General features: G+C 38.0%; 20 protein-coding genes. 11 read left to right on the top strand and 9 right to left on the bottom strand.

Annotation, left to right across the window (positions count from 1 at the left end; all coding sequences use genetic code 11):
• Nucleotides 1-3: 3 nt before the first annotated feature.
• Entirely contained in the window at nucleotides 4-1,038 is a 1,035-nt protein-coding gene (locus ACRXC1_RS12915; protein WP_433659392.1) for a murein L,D-transpeptidase catalytic domain-containing protein, read from the top strand.
• On the opposite strand, the gene ACRXC1_RS12910 is transcribed toward ACRXC1_RS12915, so the two are convergent.
• The 3 genes from ACRXC1_RS12910 to ACRXC1_RS12900 all read right to left on the bottom strand — a co-directional run bounded on the left by ACRXC1_RS12910 (nucleotide 1,035) and on the right by ACRXC1_RS12900 (nucleotide 3,565).
• Nucleotides 1,035-1,904, bottom strand: a complete 870-nt coding sequence (locus tag ACRXC1_RS12910; protein WP_392912382.1) for a mechanosensitive ion channel family protein — start codon at nucleotides 1,902-1,904, stop codon at nucleotides 1,035-1,037. The genes ACRXC1_RS12915 and ACRXC1_RS12910 overlap by 4 nt on opposite strands.
• A 64-nt stretch (nucleotides 1,905-1,968) precedes the next feature.
• Entirely contained in the window at nucleotides 1,969-2,862 is an 894-nt protein-coding gene (locus ACRXC1_RS12905) for a patatin-like phospholipase family protein (protein WP_433659390.1), read from the bottom strand.
• Entirely contained in the window at nucleotides 2,837-3,565 is a 729-nt protein-coding gene (locus ACRXC1_RS12900) for a hypothetical protein (RefSeq protein WP_433659388.1), read from the bottom strand. Before ACRXC1_RS12900 ends, ACRXC1_RS12905 begins: the two co-directional genes overlap by 26 nt.
• A gap of 123 nt (nucleotides 3,566-3,688) precedes the next feature.
• Between ACRXC1_RS12900 and ACRXC1_RS12895 the strand changes: the two genes are divergently transcribed.
• Together ACRXC1_RS12895 and ACRXC1_RS12890 are read left to right on the top strand one after the other, a co-directional pair.
• A complete protein-coding gene (locus ACRXC1_RS12895; protein WP_392912388.1) occupies nucleotides 3,689-4,141 on the top strand; it encodes a PPC domain-containing DNA-binding protein in 453 nt (150 codons plus the stop codon).
• Between the two features lie 3 nt (nucleotides 4,142-4,144).
• The gene (locus ACRXC1_RS12890) at nucleotides 4,145-4,669 is read left to right on the top strand and encodes a PepSY domain-containing protein (RefSeq protein ID WP_433659386.1); all 525 of its coding nucleotides are present in this window, start codon (nucleotides 4,145-4,147) and stop codon (nucleotides 4,667-4,669) included.
• Nucleotides 4,670-4,671: 2 nt separating this feature from the next.
• Here the strand turns inward: ACRXC1_RS12890 and ACRXC1_RS12885 are convergent, their stop codons facing one another.
• The 3 genes from ACRXC1_RS12885 to ACRXC1_RS12875 form a co-directional block, all read right to left on the bottom strand.
• The gene (locus ACRXC1_RS12885; protein ID WP_433659384.1) at nucleotides 4,672-5,226 is read right to left on the bottom strand and encodes a hypothetical protein; all 555 of its coding nucleotides are present in this window, start codon (nucleotides 5,224-5,226) and stop codon (nucleotides 4,672-4,674) included.
• Nucleotides 5,227-5,269: 43 nt separating this feature from the next.
• Nucleotides 5,270-5,479 carry a YgaP family membrane protein gene (locus ACRXC1_RS12880; RefSeq protein WP_433659382.1) on the bottom strand — a complete coding sequence of 70 codons (210 nt, stop codon included), beginning with the start codon at nucleotides 5,477-5,479 and terminating at the stop codon, nucleotides 5,270-5,272.
• Between the two features lie 81 nt (nucleotides 5,480-5,560).
• Complete coding sequence (locus ACRXC1_RS12875) at nucleotides 5,561-6,163, bottom strand: 2OG-Fe(II) oxygenase (protein WP_433659380.1); 603 nt, start codon at nucleotides 6,161-6,163, stop codon at nucleotides 5,561-5,563.
• Nucleotides 6,164-6,302: 139 nt separating this feature from the next.
• Here ACRXC1_RS12875 and ACRXC1_RS12870 point away from each other — a divergent pair, with 139 nt between their 5' ends.
• Together ACRXC1_RS12870 and ACRXC1_RS12865 are read left to right on the top strand one after the other, a co-directional pair.
• Nucleotides 6,303-6,716: a VOC family protein gene (locus ACRXC1_RS12870; RefSeq protein WP_433659378.1), complete on the top strand. Its 414-nt coding sequence runs from the start codon at nucleotides 6,303-6,305 to the stop codon at nucleotides 6,714-6,716.
• A gap of 83 nt (nucleotides 6,717-6,799) precedes the next feature.
• Nucleotides 6,800-7,171 carry a hypothetical protein gene (locus ACRXC1_RS12865; RefSeq protein WP_433659376.1) on the top strand — a complete coding sequence of 124 codons (372 nt, stop codon included), beginning with the start codon at nucleotides 6,800-6,802 and terminating at the stop codon, nucleotides 7,169-7,171.
• A 12-nt stretch (nucleotides 7,172-7,183) separates the two neighbouring features.
• On the opposite strand, the gene ACRXC1_RS12860 is transcribed toward ACRXC1_RS12865, so the two are convergent.
• Nucleotides 7,184-8,494, bottom strand: coding sequence for a sensor histidine kinase (locus ACRXC1_RS12860; RefSeq protein WP_433659374.1), 1,311 nt, complete (start codon nucleotides 8,492-8,494; stop codon nucleotides 7,184-7,186).
• A gap of 123 nt (nucleotides 8,495-8,617) precedes the next feature.
• On the opposite strand from ACRXC1_RS12860, the gene ACRXC1_RS12855 reads away from it, so the two are divergent.
• The 5 genes from ACRXC1_RS12855 to ACRXC1_RS12835 all read left to right on the top strand — a co-directional run bounded on the left by ACRXC1_RS12855 (nucleotide 8,618) and on the right by ACRXC1_RS12835 (nucleotide 12,704).
• Nucleotides 8,618-9,223, top strand: a complete 606-nt coding sequence (locus tag ACRXC1_RS12855) for a phospholipid scramblase-related protein (RefSeq protein WP_433659372.1) — start codon at nucleotides 8,618-8,620, stop codon at nucleotides 9,221-9,223.
• A gap of 75 nt (nucleotides 9,224-9,298) precedes the next feature.
• On the top strand, nucleotides 9,299-10,066 hold the full coding sequence (locus tag ACRXC1_RS12850; RefSeq protein WP_433659371.1) for an efflux RND transporter periplasmic adaptor subunit: 768 nt from the start codon (nucleotides 9,299-9,301) through the stop codon (nucleotides 10,064-10,066).
• A 2-nt stretch (nucleotides 10,067-10,068) separates the two neighbouring features.
• Nucleotides 10,069-11,310, top strand: coding sequence for an ABC transporter permease (locus tag ACRXC1_RS12845; protein WP_433659369.1), 1,242 nt, complete (start codon nucleotides 10,069-10,071; stop codon nucleotides 11,308-11,310).
• Nucleotides 11,310-11,981: an ABC transporter ATP-binding protein gene (locus ACRXC1_RS12840; RefSeq protein WP_392912410.1), complete on the top strand. Its 672-nt coding sequence runs from the start codon at nucleotides 11,310-11,312 to the stop codon at nucleotides 11,979-11,981. Before ACRXC1_RS12845 ends, ACRXC1_RS12840 begins: the two co-directional genes overlap by 1 nt.
• Before the next feature lie 69 nt (nucleotides 11,982-12,050).
• Nucleotides 12,051-12,704: a hypothetical protein gene (locus tag ACRXC1_RS12835; RefSeq protein ID WP_392912412.1), complete on the top strand. Its 654-nt coding sequence runs from the start codon at nucleotides 12,051-12,053 to the stop codon at nucleotides 12,702-12,704.
• A gap of 36 nt (nucleotides 12,705-12,740) precedes the next feature.
• Here the strand turns inward: ACRXC1_RS12835 and ACRXC1_RS12830 are convergent, their stop codons facing one another.
• Nucleotides 12,741-14,681 carry a methionine--tRNA ligase gene (locus tag ACRXC1_RS12830; protein WP_433659366.1) on the bottom strand — a complete coding sequence of 647 codons (1,941 nt, stop codon included), beginning with the start codon at nucleotides 14,679-14,681 and terminating at the stop codon, nucleotides 12,741-12,743.
• 37 nt (nucleotides 14,682-14,718) lie between these two features.
• Nucleotides 14,719-15,210, bottom strand: a complete 492-nt coding sequence (locus ACRXC1_RS12825) for a methylated-DNA--[protein]-cysteine S-methyltransferase (RefSeq protein ID WP_392912416.1) — start codon at nucleotides 15,208-15,210, stop codon at nucleotides 14,719-14,721.
• 124 nt (nucleotides 15,211-15,334) lie between these two features.
• On the opposite strand from ACRXC1_RS12825, the gene ACRXC1_RS12820 reads away from it, so the two are divergent.
• On the top strand, nucleotides 15,335-15,853 hold the full coding sequence (locus ACRXC1_RS12820) for a peroxiredoxin (RefSeq protein ID WP_433659363.1): 519 nt from the start codon (nucleotides 15,335-15,337) through the stop codon (nucleotides 15,851-15,853).
• The last annotated feature ends 5 nt before the right edge of the window (nucleotides 15,854-15,858 follow it).

Here is a 15,858-nt window from a genome sequence, read left to right as displayed (position 1 = left end):
GAAGTGAGAAAGGTTTACTTAATGCTATGTGTACTGGCGCTACATACATATGCAAATGCTGTTGTCGTTAATACCTATGAAAGCATGTCTACCTCAAACTATGCCCAAGACGTCGAAAATCAAATTGATAGTGTTGTTAATGAAGCAATTGAGGATATGGAAATGGATCCTACTTCGACTCCTGAAAGTGCCGTTACCTGTGACCCTAATACAGCAATCGATAATCATGCCCCTAAGGCCAATAGAGCTCTAGAAGAAGGCCTAGCATTAGCTGAGGCTGCAGCAAGAGGTGAGGATTGCCAATTCTATGAAAAATTTCTTGATCAAGGTGTACCTGCCAATGCATTAAAGCAATCGCTTATGTACTACAAAGAGAATAAGAAAAAATTTAAAAATAAGAATTATATTACAATCGCAGACTACTCCCAGAACTCAAAGCATAAACGTTTTTTTCTACTCGATATGAAAACCGGAGAAGTCAAAAGTTATAAAGTTTCTCATGGTAGCGGAAAGGTTAGAGGTGTCACTTACGCCGATGCGACAATCACTGATAGTGGTAGAGTGACTAGGGCATCAAATCATGTTGGAAGACTCGTTCGCTGTCGTGTGCCTGCAAGGGCAAAGCCTAAGCATGATCAATGGGCCATGACGAGACCTGGCTTCTTCAAAACCGGTGAATTCTATATGTCTAGTAGCCATGATGAAAGAGTGAAAGGGCAAAGAGGCTGGCCAACTTTTAGAGCATCAGGAAGAAATTATAATGGAATGCGCTTAGATGGCCTTTCAAAAGGTGTTAATGATAAGGCCCGCTCACAAGGTGTTGTTATGCACGAGGCTTATTATAATCGCGGTAATATCATGGGAAGAAGTTTTGGTTGTCCTGCATTCGTACCGGGTGAAGGGCGAGAGATTATGGAAAAAATCAATAACGGCTCCCTCTATTATTCATATGTTCCTAATGAAGGATGCCGTAGTGATTATAATAAGGCCCTTAAGGATGTTAAGGGCTGGGAAAGAATGTGTACAAGACGCAATTAGCCCTTATTTACATCAAGTTGATTTGAAAATTCAATTGTTCGAATCGGGAATGGGATTGTAATTCCATTATTATCATAATATTTCTTAATATTCATAACGGCCTCATGGCGTGCCTTATAAAATGCGACTCCTGCTCTATAATCAATCCATACTCTGGCCGTTAGATTGATTGAGCTCGCTCCAAATTCTTCAAAGAAAACTTCGACTGGAACATTTTCAAGTCTTCCACTGATGGCCTCAAGTGCTTCTCTTGTTACCTTTTCAACTTTTTCAAGATCATCGTGATACGAAACGCCAACCGAAATATCCACACGACGTCGTGGCGTACTTGTGTAGTTAATAAAAGGTTTTGTAAACATATCTTTGTTTGGAATAAAAACTTCAAGTCCTTGGTAAGTCGTGATCCCCGTTGTTCTTAATTCGATATTTGTTACCTGCCCGACGATCTTATCAATTTCGATAATATCACCAATTTGATAGGGCTCGCGAAAAGCAATGAGTACACCTGAAACAAAGTTTGCTGCAATTTCTTGGAAAGCAAAACCTAGTGCTAAACCGATTACCCCGGCCCCTGCAAGAATTGATGTGACTGTCTTTTCGAGGCCTATTATTTCTAAGGCCGTAAAAATACCGACAACGATGACAATGACATTTGTCGTTGTTCCTAGGATCTCATTAACAGATTTTTTGTATGAAACTTTTTGTAAAACTTTTTTAACTAAGTTGCGAAGAGTTTTACCAAGATAGAAGAAAACAAATAGGGCAACGATTGCAACAATTAAGTTTGGGATATTCTTAATAAAAGCTTCGTACCAAAAAGTTAGTTTTCCTGAAATGAGTGTAAAGACTCTATTAATATCAAACAATGTAAACTCCATCTTAAGTTATTTCTTTAAATTTTATCTCATTTAAAAGAAATAAAAAAGGAGCTTATTTGATTGAGATCTTTGCAAGTTTTTCTTTGTATAGATTTGAAATTACCTTAGGCACTTTAAACGGAATGGTTTCGATTATAAGCTTTTTAAAGAACTCTAGGTAACTTGCTCTACGATACCAAATTAAGCTTGAGAGGTTCTTAGTCATCGGCTCATAACCTTCATTAATGAGCTCTTGAATACATTTAGAGTTATCAAGACGATTGTACTTACTTAAATTGAGGGAGAGAATAATATCAGCATCTTCAATTTGCTCTCTTGTTCTAAGATCAATGGCAATATCCATGGCATTACTAATGATGGCAAAAGTATCATCAGGTTCTTGATACTTTTGTACTCCATTTAAGTCGACTGCAACAATAATACCGGCACCCATATCTTCAAGTGGGGAAACTGGAACATTTTCTGTAATACCCCCATCAACTAGTGTTCTACCGTTGATTACTTGAGGAACAAATGCTCCCGGAACACAAACTGAGGCACAAACTGCATCGGCCAAATTTCCTTTGTAAAAAACGACTTGTTCACCAGTTGAGATATCTGTCGTGCAAATTGCCAGAGGGATCTTTGCATCTTCGATATTTACATCACCAAGGTCTTTAATAATCATTTCTCGTATGGACTTCGTACTAAAAAAACCTTTCTTAGGTATTGTTAAACTTATTGTGTCTTTATAATTTAGCTTCTTTGCCAAGGATAGAAAGTCGTCGTAATTCTTACCAAAGGCATAGTAAGAGGCAACAATAGCGCCAACGCTTGTTCCTGATAAATAGGAAATTGGAATTCTTTGTTCTTCAAATGCTTTTAAGACGCCAATGTGAGCGATACCTTTTGCGGCACCTCCACCAAGAGCAAGACCAATTTTAGTATTTAGAAAGTTCCATCTCATAGTCTAATCTTATCGGAATATGGGGGACATCTCCACATAAAATTGAAATTCCTTCTTCTTGAAAGGATACGGCCTTTTTATCGAGAGAGTGGGAGTATTTTAGGGCAAAGATATTTCTTCTTAGATATTTATTTAGTAACTTTTTGGGAGACTTAAGTCCTAAGCTACTGGCATGTTCAATATAATATGGAGTTAAGAATGCGCTACGACCTAGGGATTCAAGAACATGTCTTACCATGCAGTTATATTGGCCATATTTTTTCTTATTTGAAACTTCTTCTTCGATATACTCAACGATACCAAGATAGTCTTCATTCTTAAGTCGTTTAGAAATATTTGAGCGAAGTTCTTTTATATCAACTGATTCAATATCTTGATACTTATAATTAGGGATAGAAAATTCACTTGGTATATTTGGGGCCTTGCTCATTTCAATAAAGTCGAGGCATAGGATTGGAATACCGGCACGACGATACTTTTCTAAGCTTGGATTTAAAAGTCTTGCGTAGATAAGAGATATTTTTTCTACGAAGATCAGACTATTTGAAATCTTTCTACTTTTAGAATTAGTATGATCTGAGTAAATTCCTCGACGGCTTCGATTACTTGCGATTGCGGCGTCGAGATGCTCTTTGAAGCACTCCATTGCTATCGACTCTTGGGACAATGCAAAGAAGGCGAGAATGAAGGGAAGCGTTCTCATGCTCAACTACTATCATTTAGCCTAGTTTGAGTAAAGAGAGAGTAGAAGTTTTTCAGGGAGCATCGGGTCGAGACTTTGATAGTGAAGTTGTTATAATTACACAATGAAATCAGGAGCTTACCCATGCAATATATCAAGCAAGAAGAGTGCTATTTAATTAAATTATATAAAGACGAAGATCTTTTTACGTCCCTCGAAGAATTTGCGGCAGCAGAGAACCTTGGCGCTGGGATGTTAAAGGGGATCGGTGCTTTAAAAGATGTGGAGCTTGGTTTTTATCACCTTGATACGAAAACATATGACCGCAAAGAATTTAATGGTGACTTTGAGCTACTAAGCCTTGATGGAAATCTTTCTCATCTAGATGGAAGGCCTTTCTTTCACATCCATACTGTTTTAGGTGATGAAGATTTTTCTTGTAAAGGTGGACACCTTTTTCGCGCGACAGTTGCAGTGACAACTGAGATCTATTTTTTTCCAATCGTTCAAAAAATCGAAAGAAAGATGGATGAAGAAATTGGTCTAAACTTACTATCATTACCACAAGCTTTTTCTCGTTGTGGAATTAAAGGATAGAATATGAAATTTAATCGCCCATTTTTTATTAAGATTCACCTCTACTTGTCAGCTCTAGCTTCTCCCTTGCTTCTGATGATGGCCATTACAGGTATCTCTTACTTATTAGGATTAAAGGGAAGTGAAGTTGTTGAGCCAGTTAAAGTCGTCCAACTTTCAAAGGCACAGTTAACAAAAGAAAATATTTCTGTAGAGTTAAATGAAATCGATGAGAGTTATGATTTTGCCTACGTTAAAACTGTCGGGGATGGAGCAATTACTAGACCGACAACTCGTGATTACTATAAGTTTCAAGTAAAGGAAGATGGGACGCATATTTCTTATGTGAGGCCAAACCTTCTAAAAAGACTGATTGAACTTCATAAAGGTCATGGGCCGCAGTTCTTACGTTATATTGAAAAAATTGTTGGGATCTTTCTACTTCTAATCATTTTAAGTGGATTGTATTTAGCATATACAATAAAAAAAGAAAGAAAGGTTGTCGGGATCTTATTTCTCATTGGCCTAAGTCTTTATCTATTCATGTAGAATTACTTTAGCCATCTTGTGAAGCGCTCGTGATTGCTTAATCTCTTATTTTCTTTTTGGATTTTAAGCTTCACGCGCTCTTCTAAGCTCAATTGATCATAGATTGGAATATCTATCGTCTTAGTTTCCTCTCCAAACTCTAATGTTTCTAAATCAATATACATAAGTCTACTTTTAGTAATAAAAAAGTAATTGAGTTGCCACTCAAAATGGTAACCGTAAGGAGCAGTTAGCTCGTTTAATCGAACTTGAATCTCTGAGACCCTTTTGGCCAGCTCCTTATCTACTTTTTCTTCGACAAGTCTTGCTAGTTTTCCATTTGGAATATCATAGAGAATAAGAGAGTCTGTTTCTTTGATAAGAGTTGGAAGCTCTGGGTATTCGGCCGTAAATCTTCTCATTAATGGAAGAGCTTCCGGTTCGATTTCATTTTTTAAGAGTACCATGTAATTTTCTTTTTCATACTTCATGAAAAAGAAGAACTTACTTCTTTTATCGATATAGAGTGTTATATCGTCAAAGCCTAACTCTGATTTTATGAGCTCTTTTGTATTCAAACCATGACCTCTCTTTAAGAGAGATTATATCATAGTTTAAATTCTAGTGGGCCTTCTTGTTCTTAGGAGGTGAAAGGCGAGTCGAAAAGCCAAATAGTAAATATCCAGGGCATATACCCAGTATTCCTGTGACTAATGGTATTACACCAATGAGACCCCAATAAGTTTTAGGACCTATAACAACTAGTGAAATAAGGATCATCCCTACAATGATTCGAATAATTCGATCTGTATTTCCTTCATTTATTTTCATTACTCTCTCCTTTTAAATTCAGCATTATATTGGCCATAAAACCTGAACATAGTATGGAGTGATATTAGAAAATCTTAACAATCAGGCCCTTAACCATCCTGTTAGTGAAAGTCTCGCTTTGTATGCAGGGAGAACTTCATGGGGAAGGTCTTCCGATAGAAAGATAAGAAGTCTTCCAAGCATAGGCTTAATACGAGATACTTCCTCATCTTGTCTTTCATGGTGATAGATAACGACCTCTCCACCGTCAGCTTCTCCCATATCACTTAGGTACAGAATCACACTTAGGCGTCTAAGGCCTCTACCTCGGTGCTGATCCACATGCTTTCGGTAGAAGGCTCCTTCGTCATAGCAGGCAAAGTGTCCTTCGTAAGAGCGAATGCCTAAGTAGAAAATAGGGTTGAGTTGATCCTTGAGATTATCAAGAAATTTTAAATATTGTTGAAGGGCCAGAGGGTGGTCGGCCATCTCTCCTTCAATCCACGAAGTGAGATCTCCACGAATTCTTTCGTCAAGTCGCTTTGTTAGTTGTCGTCCGACCTTTGCTTCTTGGAAGTCTCCAATATGAAAACGAGTCTGGGCCTCGTCCCTTAGGGCACGGGCCAATTCATTTGAAATAAGCGTATCGCTCACATAAAATCGCTTCTCAGTTAAGGATTCGATCAGCGTATCAAGCTCTTGCATTTAAATGTTCTCACTAGGCCTAGGGCCTCAAAGGGTGGCAGGAAGGATTGGCCACCAAAATAATGGATGAGATGATTTAATCTTAAAGGCTACCTAAGTCAATCGAATTGTTATAACATGAATAGAAATAGGATGAATTATGATCAAAGCACTTTCTCACTTAGTAATAACTTCTAAGAATGTTACGAATATTTCGAACTTCTTCACAGATGTCTTTGGTGTTAAGGCCCATTTTGCCAATGAAGATTTTGCAGATTTTGTCCTTCCTGATAAAAGTCGTGTGGCCTTCTTTCGTCCTGTAGGAAAGGCCGCTAAATTCTTTGAATTAGTAGATAATCCGGCCCAAGTCTCTTACGGTGTGACCGTTGAAAATGTCGATGACTTCTATAAAAAGTTAATGGCCTTAAGTTCTCAGTATCAATTTGAGGTGAGTGGTGAACCGAAGGATCACCCATGGGGAGAGAAGAGCTTTCTTTTGATGGATCCAGATGGTAATCGTTGGGAGATAACGCAGTCACCTAGTGACGATGGGCATCTTGTAGATATCTCATAATTAGATGGAATCTATATTTTTAATATAATTGATAACTAAACGGCCACGGGGTAAATAAAGCCTGTATTTAAGTGGAGGTCGTTATGAAATCAGTTGTTGTTCTTTTATCTGTTATTCTTTTTAGCTCAGCTATGGCCTGCCCAGAATTGAATAACGTTGATCTTGCTTCAAGTTATGATCGTGATGAATATACAGAGGTTTACTCTGAGCGCCTTCCTAAATTATCAAAAGAAGAGTTTGCAAAGTACACTGAATTAGCAGATTTTGATTATGACTACTGTGCTGATGCCCTAGAGCTTAGAAGGCTTGAGGCGACACAAACTGGTACAGTCTATACAATCGTCGTTACTGTTGAAGATCATTGTGACGGTGGTAATTCTTATGGAAATATTTTCGATGAATCTGGGTCTAAGCTCCTAGGTCGCATCGGTGATTCGTATATTGCCTGTTTCTAATATAGAAACTAATCAGCTTGCTTTGGGAATCTTTACCACAAAGCAAGTTGTTTTTTCACTTGTGTCTAGGAATAACTCCCCTTGATGCTTTTCTAGAATTCCTTTTGAAATCGATAGTCCTAATCCCGTTCCTTTTCCGACTTCTTTCGAAGTGTAGAAAGGTTCAAATATTTTACGCTGAAGATCTGGGCCAATGCCTGGGCCTGAGTCCATTACACTGACAAGAACAAAGTCTTCTATCTCTTTCACTGAAATATCAATCCAAGGTGATTCAGATGCTTCAATTGAGTCATAAGAGTTATTTAATAGATTGATAAAAACTTGAGAGATTTGAACTCTATCTGCATCGATTTTAACATTGAATTCCTTGCTCTCAAGATCAAACTTAAGCTTGATTCCATGGGCCCTAAATTTCTCTGCACAAATGGCCGTTGCGTCCACAAGAGTTTCTTTAAGAGATACGACTTCTCTTTTTATCTCAGCTGATTCACGAGAAACAACTTTAAGACTAGAGATGATACGAGTGATGCGATCGATTGTTTCAAGAATTCGCTTGATATGAATATCGTATTTCTCTTTATTTATTTCTCCAATATCTAGTAAACGCTTAATTTGATAAATTGAGCCGTAGATAACAGTTAGAGGGTTATTTATCTCGTGAGCAATACCACCGGCCATCTCTCCAATTGCGCTTAAGCGCGAACTATAGATAAGACTCTCTTTAGTGCTATTTAGCTTATCCATAGTTTCCTGTAAGGCGATGGATTTATTTACCTCACTTCGATAAGTGCGATCCACAAGACTAAGGAGCCTGAAGAATAGTAGGCTTAACATAATCATAGTCAGAGAATGAATGATGATAAGAGAAGCTTCTGGCCCATCGAGAAGTAAGTAACTTGAAGTGACATAGCTAATAATTGCAAGGAGAGTGATAAGCCCACTGTAAATATGCTTTCCAGTTACTTCAAAGAAGATATTATTGCTGGAAACGATCATAATTAAATAGAGATACCAGAACGGTGAGAATGGCCCATCAACGATATAAACTGCAAAAGGGCAGAGGATACAGATTGCAAAAATTTGTCTAAAAATTTCGATATGTAGAGAGTTCTTAGCTCGAATACTTATTTGAGAAATAGTGAGATTGAAAATAAGAAAAGAGAAGATTCCAAAGAAGCTATTTAATCTTTGGGTGTCTTGATACTCATAAAGCCCGACAATAATGGCGAAGAGCATTGTAAACGGACCGAGAGTAAAGTCCATAATTCTTAGGATGTCTTTGATACTCTCTGTTGGCCTCTTGGGGTTTATATTTAAATTCATTCTTGTCCTGTAAATGTGAGCTCATTTATAGATTTACCGTAATAATAAACTGAGTTCAATAATATTTAACTGAAATATTATGTTAAAATTCATCCATAATTTATTAAAAAGACGTGAGGGAAGATGGATTTAAGTCAACACGATAAGCTATTAGTTCAGCAAGTAAGAGAAAATTGGGAGCTTTTGGGTTATGAGACAAGAAATAAGTATCAATTTTTGAACGAAGCGCAAAAACCTATTGGTTACGCAGCAGAACAACAAAAAGGATTTCTTGGCTTTATAATGCGCCAGTTCTTAGGTCACTGGAGGACATTTGACCTTCACTTCTTTGATCAAAGTCGCAATGAGTATATGGTTGCTAAACACCCATTTTGCTTCTTTTTCCAGCGCCTTGAAATACTGGATTTAAATGGCCAAATGATTGGTTCACTTCAGCAAAGATTCTCTTTAATAACTAAGAAATTTGATGTCTTAGATGCTCAGGGAAATGTCATCATGGAGATGCGCTCGCCAATTTGGAAGCCTTGGAATTATCCTTTTTATTCTCGTGGGCAAGAGGTTGCCTGTGTCTTAAAAAAGTTTTCGGGACTATTCTCAGAAATGTTCACAGATCGTGACAATTTCGCCATTGATTTAAAAAGTCAGTCGTTAACGACTGAAGAAAGGAAAATAGTCCTTGCAACATCTGTTTTTATCGACCTTGTCTATTTTGAAAGAAAGGCGAAATAAAGAATAAGAAACTCTTTGATATTGGCCTCTAGGGTATGCGAAAATAAATAAAAAACGTATACTCTAGGAGCTTGCTTGAAAAAGATATATATTTTCACCATTGTCGTTATCTTTGTTTTATCTGCAATCCTTTTAAGAGTTTTCTATTTTAAAAATAACTATGAATTAATCTCTCCTAAAAAAGGCGATGTTGTTGAGGCCATTTATGGCCTAGGGCGAGTTGATACTGATAAAGAGTTTAATGTGAAAATTGGAGTCCTATCTCTAGTTGAAAAACTCTACGTTAAAGAAGGGCAGAAAGTTAAAGAAGGAGATCGACTTGTTAGCTTCGATGGCCGTGTTCTTTTTAAAGCGCCTTTTGACGGGACTGTCACTCTCATCGCAAATAAAGAAAAAGAAGTTGTCCTCCCACAAGTCACTGTCCTTAGAATGCAAAACCTCAATGAGAAATTTATTGAAGTTTCACTAGAGCAAGAGGCAGCTCTAAGAGTGATTCCAAACCAGAAAACGAGAATCATTTTTGAAAGCCAGTCTCAAAAAAAATATGAAGGATATGTAAAAACGATTTATCCAAGAGAAGGTGAGTTCATCACCCGTATCGAAGTTAAGGGCCTTGAAAAAAGTATTCTTCCTGGAATGACTGCTGATGTGGTTATTGAAGTGGGGAAGAAGAAAGGAGTTCTTTTAATTCCTGTAAAGGCCATTAGTAATGGAAAAGTTCTTCGTATGCGAGATAAGAAGAGAGAAAAAGTCGAAGTCGTTACAGGTAATAATGACGGTATGTGGGTTGAGGTTGTCTCTGGAGATATTAAACTTACAGACCTTTTATTCATCAAGAGGTAGTCATGCTGTTCTTATCGATGAAGCAATTATTTTCTAAAAAAAAGCAAACACTTCTTATTCTTTTAGGAATTAGTTTTGGAACAATGCTCTTCGTCGCTATCTCTGGCATTCAACTAGGGCTTAGGCAATATATCATTAAAGCACTTTTAAATAATACTGCTCATATATTAATCTCTGGAAAAGAAGATCTCATTGATCGCCCACTCGTCAATAAGTGGTTTTATGATAACAAGCAAGTCAATTGGATTACTCCTCCATATGGGAAAAGGAGTGAATCGAAACTAGAAAATTACCAAGGCTGGGCCGATCGCCTTTCTCACCATCCAGATGTTTATGATTTTAGTCCACGCCTAACAATACAGGTAATGTTAAAGAGAGGTGATCTAACACACAGTATGGGGCTTATAGGAACAAATGCTAGGCGCCAAATTAGAATTAGTGATATTACCGACTATATGCTGGAGGGAGACTTTTCTTCTCTAGCTAGTGGGGGAAATAAGATCATTCTTGGTGCTGCAGCCGCCGAAGAAATTGGAGCTCGCGTTGGTCAATTTGTCGAGGTCATTGCTGGAAGCCTAACTCATAAAAACTCATTTAAGATTGTAGGACTTTTTTCTTTTGGAGATGATCGAGCCGATAAAGCGATAGCATTCTCTCATCTTGAAGATGTTCAGAAGCTTAATAAAACACCTGGGCGAGTTTCTGAAATTGCAGTGTCTCTCTTTGATATGAATAAATCACAAGAGCTTGCCGATCAATGGTCTCTCTTAAGTCATGATAAAGTTGAAGATTGGAAAGAGTCTAACCCCATGTTTATGGAAATGATTATGATGCAAGATATAGTTCGTTACTTCATCACAATTGCTATTCTCATTGTTGCGGCTTTTGGAGTTTATAATGTTTTAACAATTATGATTAATCAAAAGAGAAAGGAGATAGCAATCCTTCGCTCTATTGGCTATGGCCCAAAACGAATTCTTGAGCTTATTATGTATCAAGGTATATTCCTTGGTGTGAGTGGTGGAATTGTTGGATTGACTTTAGGGTTTACAATCTGTCGAGTTGTAGAAAGTATTGAATTAAATATTAATATTGGTGGCGATAACCATCTACTTATGGATTACGCACCTTCAACGTATATCATAGCATTTGTTGCGGCCCTTCTTGCGTCCTTAGTTGCAAGTTTTCTTCCAGCTCTCTCGGCCAGTCGAATGACTCCAATTGATATCATTAGGGGAGAGTGATGATTAAGGCAGAAGATATTATTAAAGAATTTGGAGATCCTCCACAACGTATCCTTCACAATATTTCAATGGAGATTAAGAAGGGAGAGTTTGTTTCAATTTCTGGGCGCTCAGGAAGTGGGAAATCCACACTACTTTATATCATTAGCTCCCTTGATGAGCCGACCTCTGGTCATATTCATATTGATGGAAAAAATGTTACCCATATGAGTGTTGATGAAATTCATGAATTTAGAAATCGCCATATTGGATTTATCTTTCAATTTCATTACTTACTTCCAGAGCTTACGGCCTTAGAAAATATTTTGCTACCTCCTCGTAATCTTGGTTTATTAAAGAAGTATGGGCCTCGGGCCAATATGCTACTTGAAAAGCTTAATATTCCATACACAAGGGATAAGCTTCCTGGACAACTTTCGGGGGGAGAGCAGCAACGAGTGGCCATTGCTAGGGCCCTTATTATGGAGCCTAGTTATATCTTTGCAGATGAGCCAACGGGAAACCTCGATACAGCAAATGCTGAGATTGTCATGAATATCTTAAAAGAGACTAATAAAGAAAAGGGAACGACTATTGCTCTCGTTACCCATGATCCCGATTATGCAGCAATGGCCGATAGGGAGATTTTCCTTGTCGATGGCCATGTTTCAGAGACTTATACAGGTGAATAAGTATTATGCACCCTCTGGAATTTTTACCAAATAGCTTATCTCGATGTATTTTTTTGATAAATTTAAGCTATGAAAACACTAAGCCCAAAACTAAAGAAAATTGTTCTAACGGGAGTTCTTTTACTCTCTCAACTTAATCAGGCCTCGACATTTATTCAGGCCGAAGAGACTCCTTATAAGTATATTAAGGCAACGGAAATTGTTAATGACCGTTATATCTTCGAAGAGTGTCACGGGAATAGGGAAGAGCTAAAGTGCCGCAATCTCTTTTCTGATTACAGAACTTTTGCAAGAAGCGACATTAAGAAAATGGCCGATATGAATGGGCGTCATGCTTTATACGCCGCTGGTGCTGATGTTGCAATCCTAGCAGTTTCAGCTTATCTTGGATTAATTATTGGAGCAAAGGCGACGGCCGCTTACTATATTGGAACTGGGGTGAGCCTTGATGGTGGAGTCGCTGCTGTCGGTGGTTTCTTCTTTGGTGTTCCGTCAGGTACAGCTGTAGGAACAACTTTTGCAGCAGGTCTTGATGAGCTTGATCCATTTGTTCATCGTGATATGTCTATTGCTCTAGAGCAAGTTATCGGTGTTGCAGATGAAGACGATCTTGATGATGTGGAAGCAAAACAGATTAAGGATGGGATGATCGTTGAAATTGAAGATATTAATTTCCAACAATTGAAAAATAAAATTAAAAGTCAGTTAGAAGATTTAGAATAATAAAAAAAGGGCCTGTAAAAGGCCCTTTGTTATTTCTTACTCAGCATCAACTGCTGGAAAGTATTCTGCTTGTTCCCCAATCTTATGATTTTCTGGGAATTCTTTTGCAAGCTCATCAATCGAGTAAACACTCTCTGGAAGATTTAAAGAGACACGAAGCTTATCCATTGTCTCTGGCGCAAATGGCCTAAGCATTACTAAGATATTTCTTAGAATGTAGAAACATGAGTAAAGTGCATCTGTTCTTTCTTTCTCATCAAAGCGGTCATCGTGAGGCTTGTACTGATTAAATAGTCCGTTAATAATACGAGCGTAATTCTCAAGGGCACCAAGTGCTTTAGGATATTCTCCCTTCTCCATGAATTTCGTATATTGCTGAACAATCTTAAGAGTTTCTTTTTCAGTTTTGCCAATAAGCTCACCCTTAGGAACCACGCCACCAAATTGCTTGTGACAAGCTGAGATTGGTTTTTCAAACGCAGCGTTCATTGGCCCAGCAAGGAATGCATTCTTTGCCTTGAAAACCTCAAAGTCAAAATTAGAAGCTTTCTCTGAAAGACTTAAAGTTGATAGGAAGTAGCGAACTTGGTCTGCTGTATATCCCATTTCATCGATAAGCTGATCACCAGTGTAGAAGTTTCCTTTTGATTTACTCATCTTCTCACCATTGATTTGTAGGTGGAAGTTAGAGAAGACGTCAGTTTGTTGGAATTCACCTTTTAGCGCTTGTCTCATTGGATCTTCTTGAACTCCAAACCACATCGCTCCCTGCATAAGAACGTAGAAGAAAACATTATCAGTTCCAAGGAATTGGAAGACCTTTGCTTCTGGATCAGTCCAAAATTCTTTATAAAGATCAGGGTCTAGACCTTTCTTCTTAAGAGCAACTTTTGTAAATGAAATCGGTGCAATTAAAGACTCTGGCCATACATATAAAGTCTTACCCTCCATGCCTGGCTCAATATCTGTTGGAACTGGAATTCCCCATGAAACGTCACGAGTAATCGCTCTGTGTGCCCAACCATCATTCAGTTCACACTCAATTCCTTTATCTTCTAATTGTTTCTTACCTGATGCAAGATCAGCTAAGTTCTCAAATTGAACAAGAACCTTTCTACCTGGAGCATAACGACTCTTATGCTTTGGAAGTTCTTCTTTAATTTCTTTATATGCTGGTTCAGACTTATTTGTGAAAGTTACACAAGGATAAACTGTACCAAAAGCTTCTTGAAGAATAGGCTTTCTCCAAGTTTTCTGCTTTGTATTTAACCATTCAATTAACTGATCAGTTACTTTCCACATATTCAGATACCAGTGGTCCGTGTCTCTTAGCTCTGGGGTTGCATCACTTACTGCAGAGACTGGGTTCTTTAATTCATGTGGGTCGTAGTTCTTTCCACAAACATCACATTCATCACTATATGCTTTTGTATTTGAACAATCTGGATTTGGACAATCTCCCTGAACATAGCGATCAGGTAGGAACATATTAAGTTTTGGATCAAACCATTGCTGGCTTGTTTTCTTATCTAGCATTCCATTAGCGTGCATTTTTCTAAGAAAGTCTTGGCAAAGCTCTTTGTGAGCTTCGTAATTTTCTTCCTTCGAAGTACCTGTATAAGTATCTAGGCCAATCGAGTAACGCTCCATTGTCTTTGATTGTTTTGCATGAACTTCACCAATGAATTCTTGTGTCGTCTTCCCAAGTTTTTTGGCCGCAACTTCACTTGTTGATCCATGATCATCAGTACCACAAACAAATAGTACGTTGTCATTACCAATAAGGAGTCTCATCCAACGAGAGTAAATATCTGCTGGAACATGGGCACCGGCCAAGTGGCCAATATGAACTGGCCCGTTTGCGTATGGCATACCTGCTGTAATAACTGCTTTTTTCGGGCGGCTTACACGAGATAGAATTGTTGGAATGTCCTGCTTCGGACGCATGTCTTTTTTGTTTTTTACTTCATTATTCATAGAGAGTAATTTAACACTCTGAGCCTATCTTCGTCTATTAGAAAAGTGTTCGTGTGCCACCCTCAAAATTGAGTAAGGCTTCCTTGATATCAGCTCCACCTGCGTAGCCTGAGAGTTCTCCTGACTTAGCTATGACGCGGTGACAAGGAATGATTAAATTAATTGGATTTTTCGCATTGGCACTGCCAACCGCTTGGACAGCTTTAGGAGAGCCTACGCGCTTAGCGATATCGGCATATGTCGTCACTTCTCCATAAGGAATATCGAGAAGTTGTGCCCAAACTTGTTTTTGAAAGTCGGTGCCTTTTGAAATACTAAGAGGGATTGAGAATTTCTTACGACTTCCTGCAAAGTATTCTTCAAGTTGGTCGTGGGCGGTATTGAGGTACTTCACAATTCTTTCATCGTCTTCATAATGTGGCCCATCGTATTCTTGCTCCTGCCAACCAAGGTAGGAGAGGCCATTTTCATTTGCACAAATATAGAGAGTGCCAAATTTTGAATGGAATTCAATCTGTCTATCAGTCATGGGGGGATTATAGCACTATCAAATCTTAAAAAGAACTTATGTTTAAGTGATCTATTTTGAAGTTTATTGCGTATATATAGTTAAGAGAGATAAAATTAACTAATTTTTAATTCCTGGAGGAAAGATGAAAGTTATCAGTCGTTTATTTATTGCAATATGTATCATGTTCTCTTTTGCCTATGGGGAAGAAATTAAGCTAGGACAAAATGTTCCAAAGTTTACGATTAAGAATCACGAAGGCAAAAACTTTTCAATGATGTCACGAAAAGGGAAGTGGACTGTTCTATATTTCTATCCAAAAGCAGGAACTCCTGGATGCACAAAACAAGCTTGTGCTTTTCGCGATAGTATAAAATCAATTAGAAAGCTAGGCGCTGAGGTTTATGGAATCAGTACTGATTCTGTAAAGGATCAAGCTGCATTTCATGAAGAGCACGCTCTTCAGTTTGATCTTCTCTCCGACGAGGATGGTAAAGTGACAAAGAAGTTTGGAGCGAAGATGGCCGTTTTCAATATTTCAAAGAGATGGACCTTTATCATTGATCCAAAGCTAAAAATTGTTGCGATTGATCGTGATGTTGATCCAATGCTTGATGCAGACCATGTCTCTAAAAAATTGGCCCAACTACAAAAGAAAAAGTAAATATC

Origin of the sequence: Halobacteriovorax sp. GFR8, assembly GCF_050955245.1 — a bacterium.
In the GTDB taxonomy this organism is placed as follows: Bacteria; Bdellovibrionota; Bacteriovoracia; order Bacteriovoracales; family Bacteriovoracaceae; genus Halobacteriovorax_A.
Note: the sequence above shows the minus strand (reverse complement) of the source record. Positions and strands in the feature narration are given on the sequence as shown.

Coding starts and splice junctions, on each gene's coding strand:
- ACRXC1_RS12865 (WP_433659376.1), top strand. CDS start 6,800: ATGAAATCAGTTGTTGTTCTTTTATCTGTTATTCTTTTTAGCTCAGCT.
- ACRXC1_RS12890 (WP_433659386.1), top strand. CDS start 4,145: ATGAAATTTAATCGCCCATTTTTTATTAAGATTCACCTCTACTTGTCA.
- ACRXC1_RS12855 (WP_433659372.1), top strand. CDS start 8,618: ATGGATTTAAGTCAACACGATAAGCTATTAGTTCAGCAAGTAAGAGAA.
- ACRXC1_RS12830 (WP_433659366.1), bottom strand. CDS start 14,681: ATGAATAATGAAGTAAAAAACAAAAAAGACATGCGTCCGAAGCAGGAC.
- ACRXC1_RS12870 (WP_433659378.1), top strand. CDS start 6,303: ATGATCAAAGCACTTTCTCACTTAGTAATAACTTCTAAGAATGTTACG.
- ACRXC1_RS12860 (WP_433659374.1), bottom strand. CDS start 8,494: ATGAATTTAAATATAAACCCCAAGAGGCCAACAGAGAGTATCAAAGAC.
- ACRXC1_RS12835 (WP_392912412.1), top strand. CDS start 12,051: ATGAAAACACTAAGCCCAAAACTAAAGAAAATTGTTCTAACGGGAGTT.
- ACRXC1_RS12845 (WP_433659369.1), top strand. CDS start 10,069: ATGCTGTTCTTATCGATGAAGCAATTATTTTCTAAAAAAAAGCAAACA.
- ACRXC1_RS12880 (WP_433659382.1), bottom strand. CDS start 5,479: ATGAAAATAAATGAAGGAAATACAGATCGAATTATTCGAATCATTGTA.
- ACRXC1_RS12840 (WP_392912410.1), top strand. CDS start 11,310: ATGATTAAGGCAGAAGATATTATTAAAGAATTTGGAGATCCTCCACAA.
- ACRXC1_RS12905 (WP_433659390.1), bottom strand. CDS start 2,862: ATGAGATGGAACTTTCTAAATACTAAAATTGGTCTTGCTCTTGGTGGA.
- ACRXC1_RS12895 (WP_392912388.1), top strand. CDS start 3,689: ATGCAATATATCAAGCAAGAAGAGTGCTATTTAATTAAATTATATAAA.
- ACRXC1_RS12875 (WP_433659380.1), bottom strand. CDS start 6,163: ATGCAAGAGCTTGATACGCTGATCGAATCCTTAACTGAGAAGCGATTT.
- ACRXC1_RS12820 (WP_433659363.1), top strand. CDS start 15,335: ATGAAAGTTATCAGTCGTTTATTTATTGCAATATGTATCATGTTCTCT.
- ACRXC1_RS12900 (WP_433659388.1), bottom strand. CDS start 3,565: ATGAGAACGCTTCCCTTCATTCTCGCCTTCTTTGCATTGTCCCAAGAG.
- ACRXC1_RS12825 (WP_392912416.1), bottom strand. CDS start 15,210: ATGACTGATAGACAGATTGAATTCCATTCAAAATTTGGCACTCTCTAT.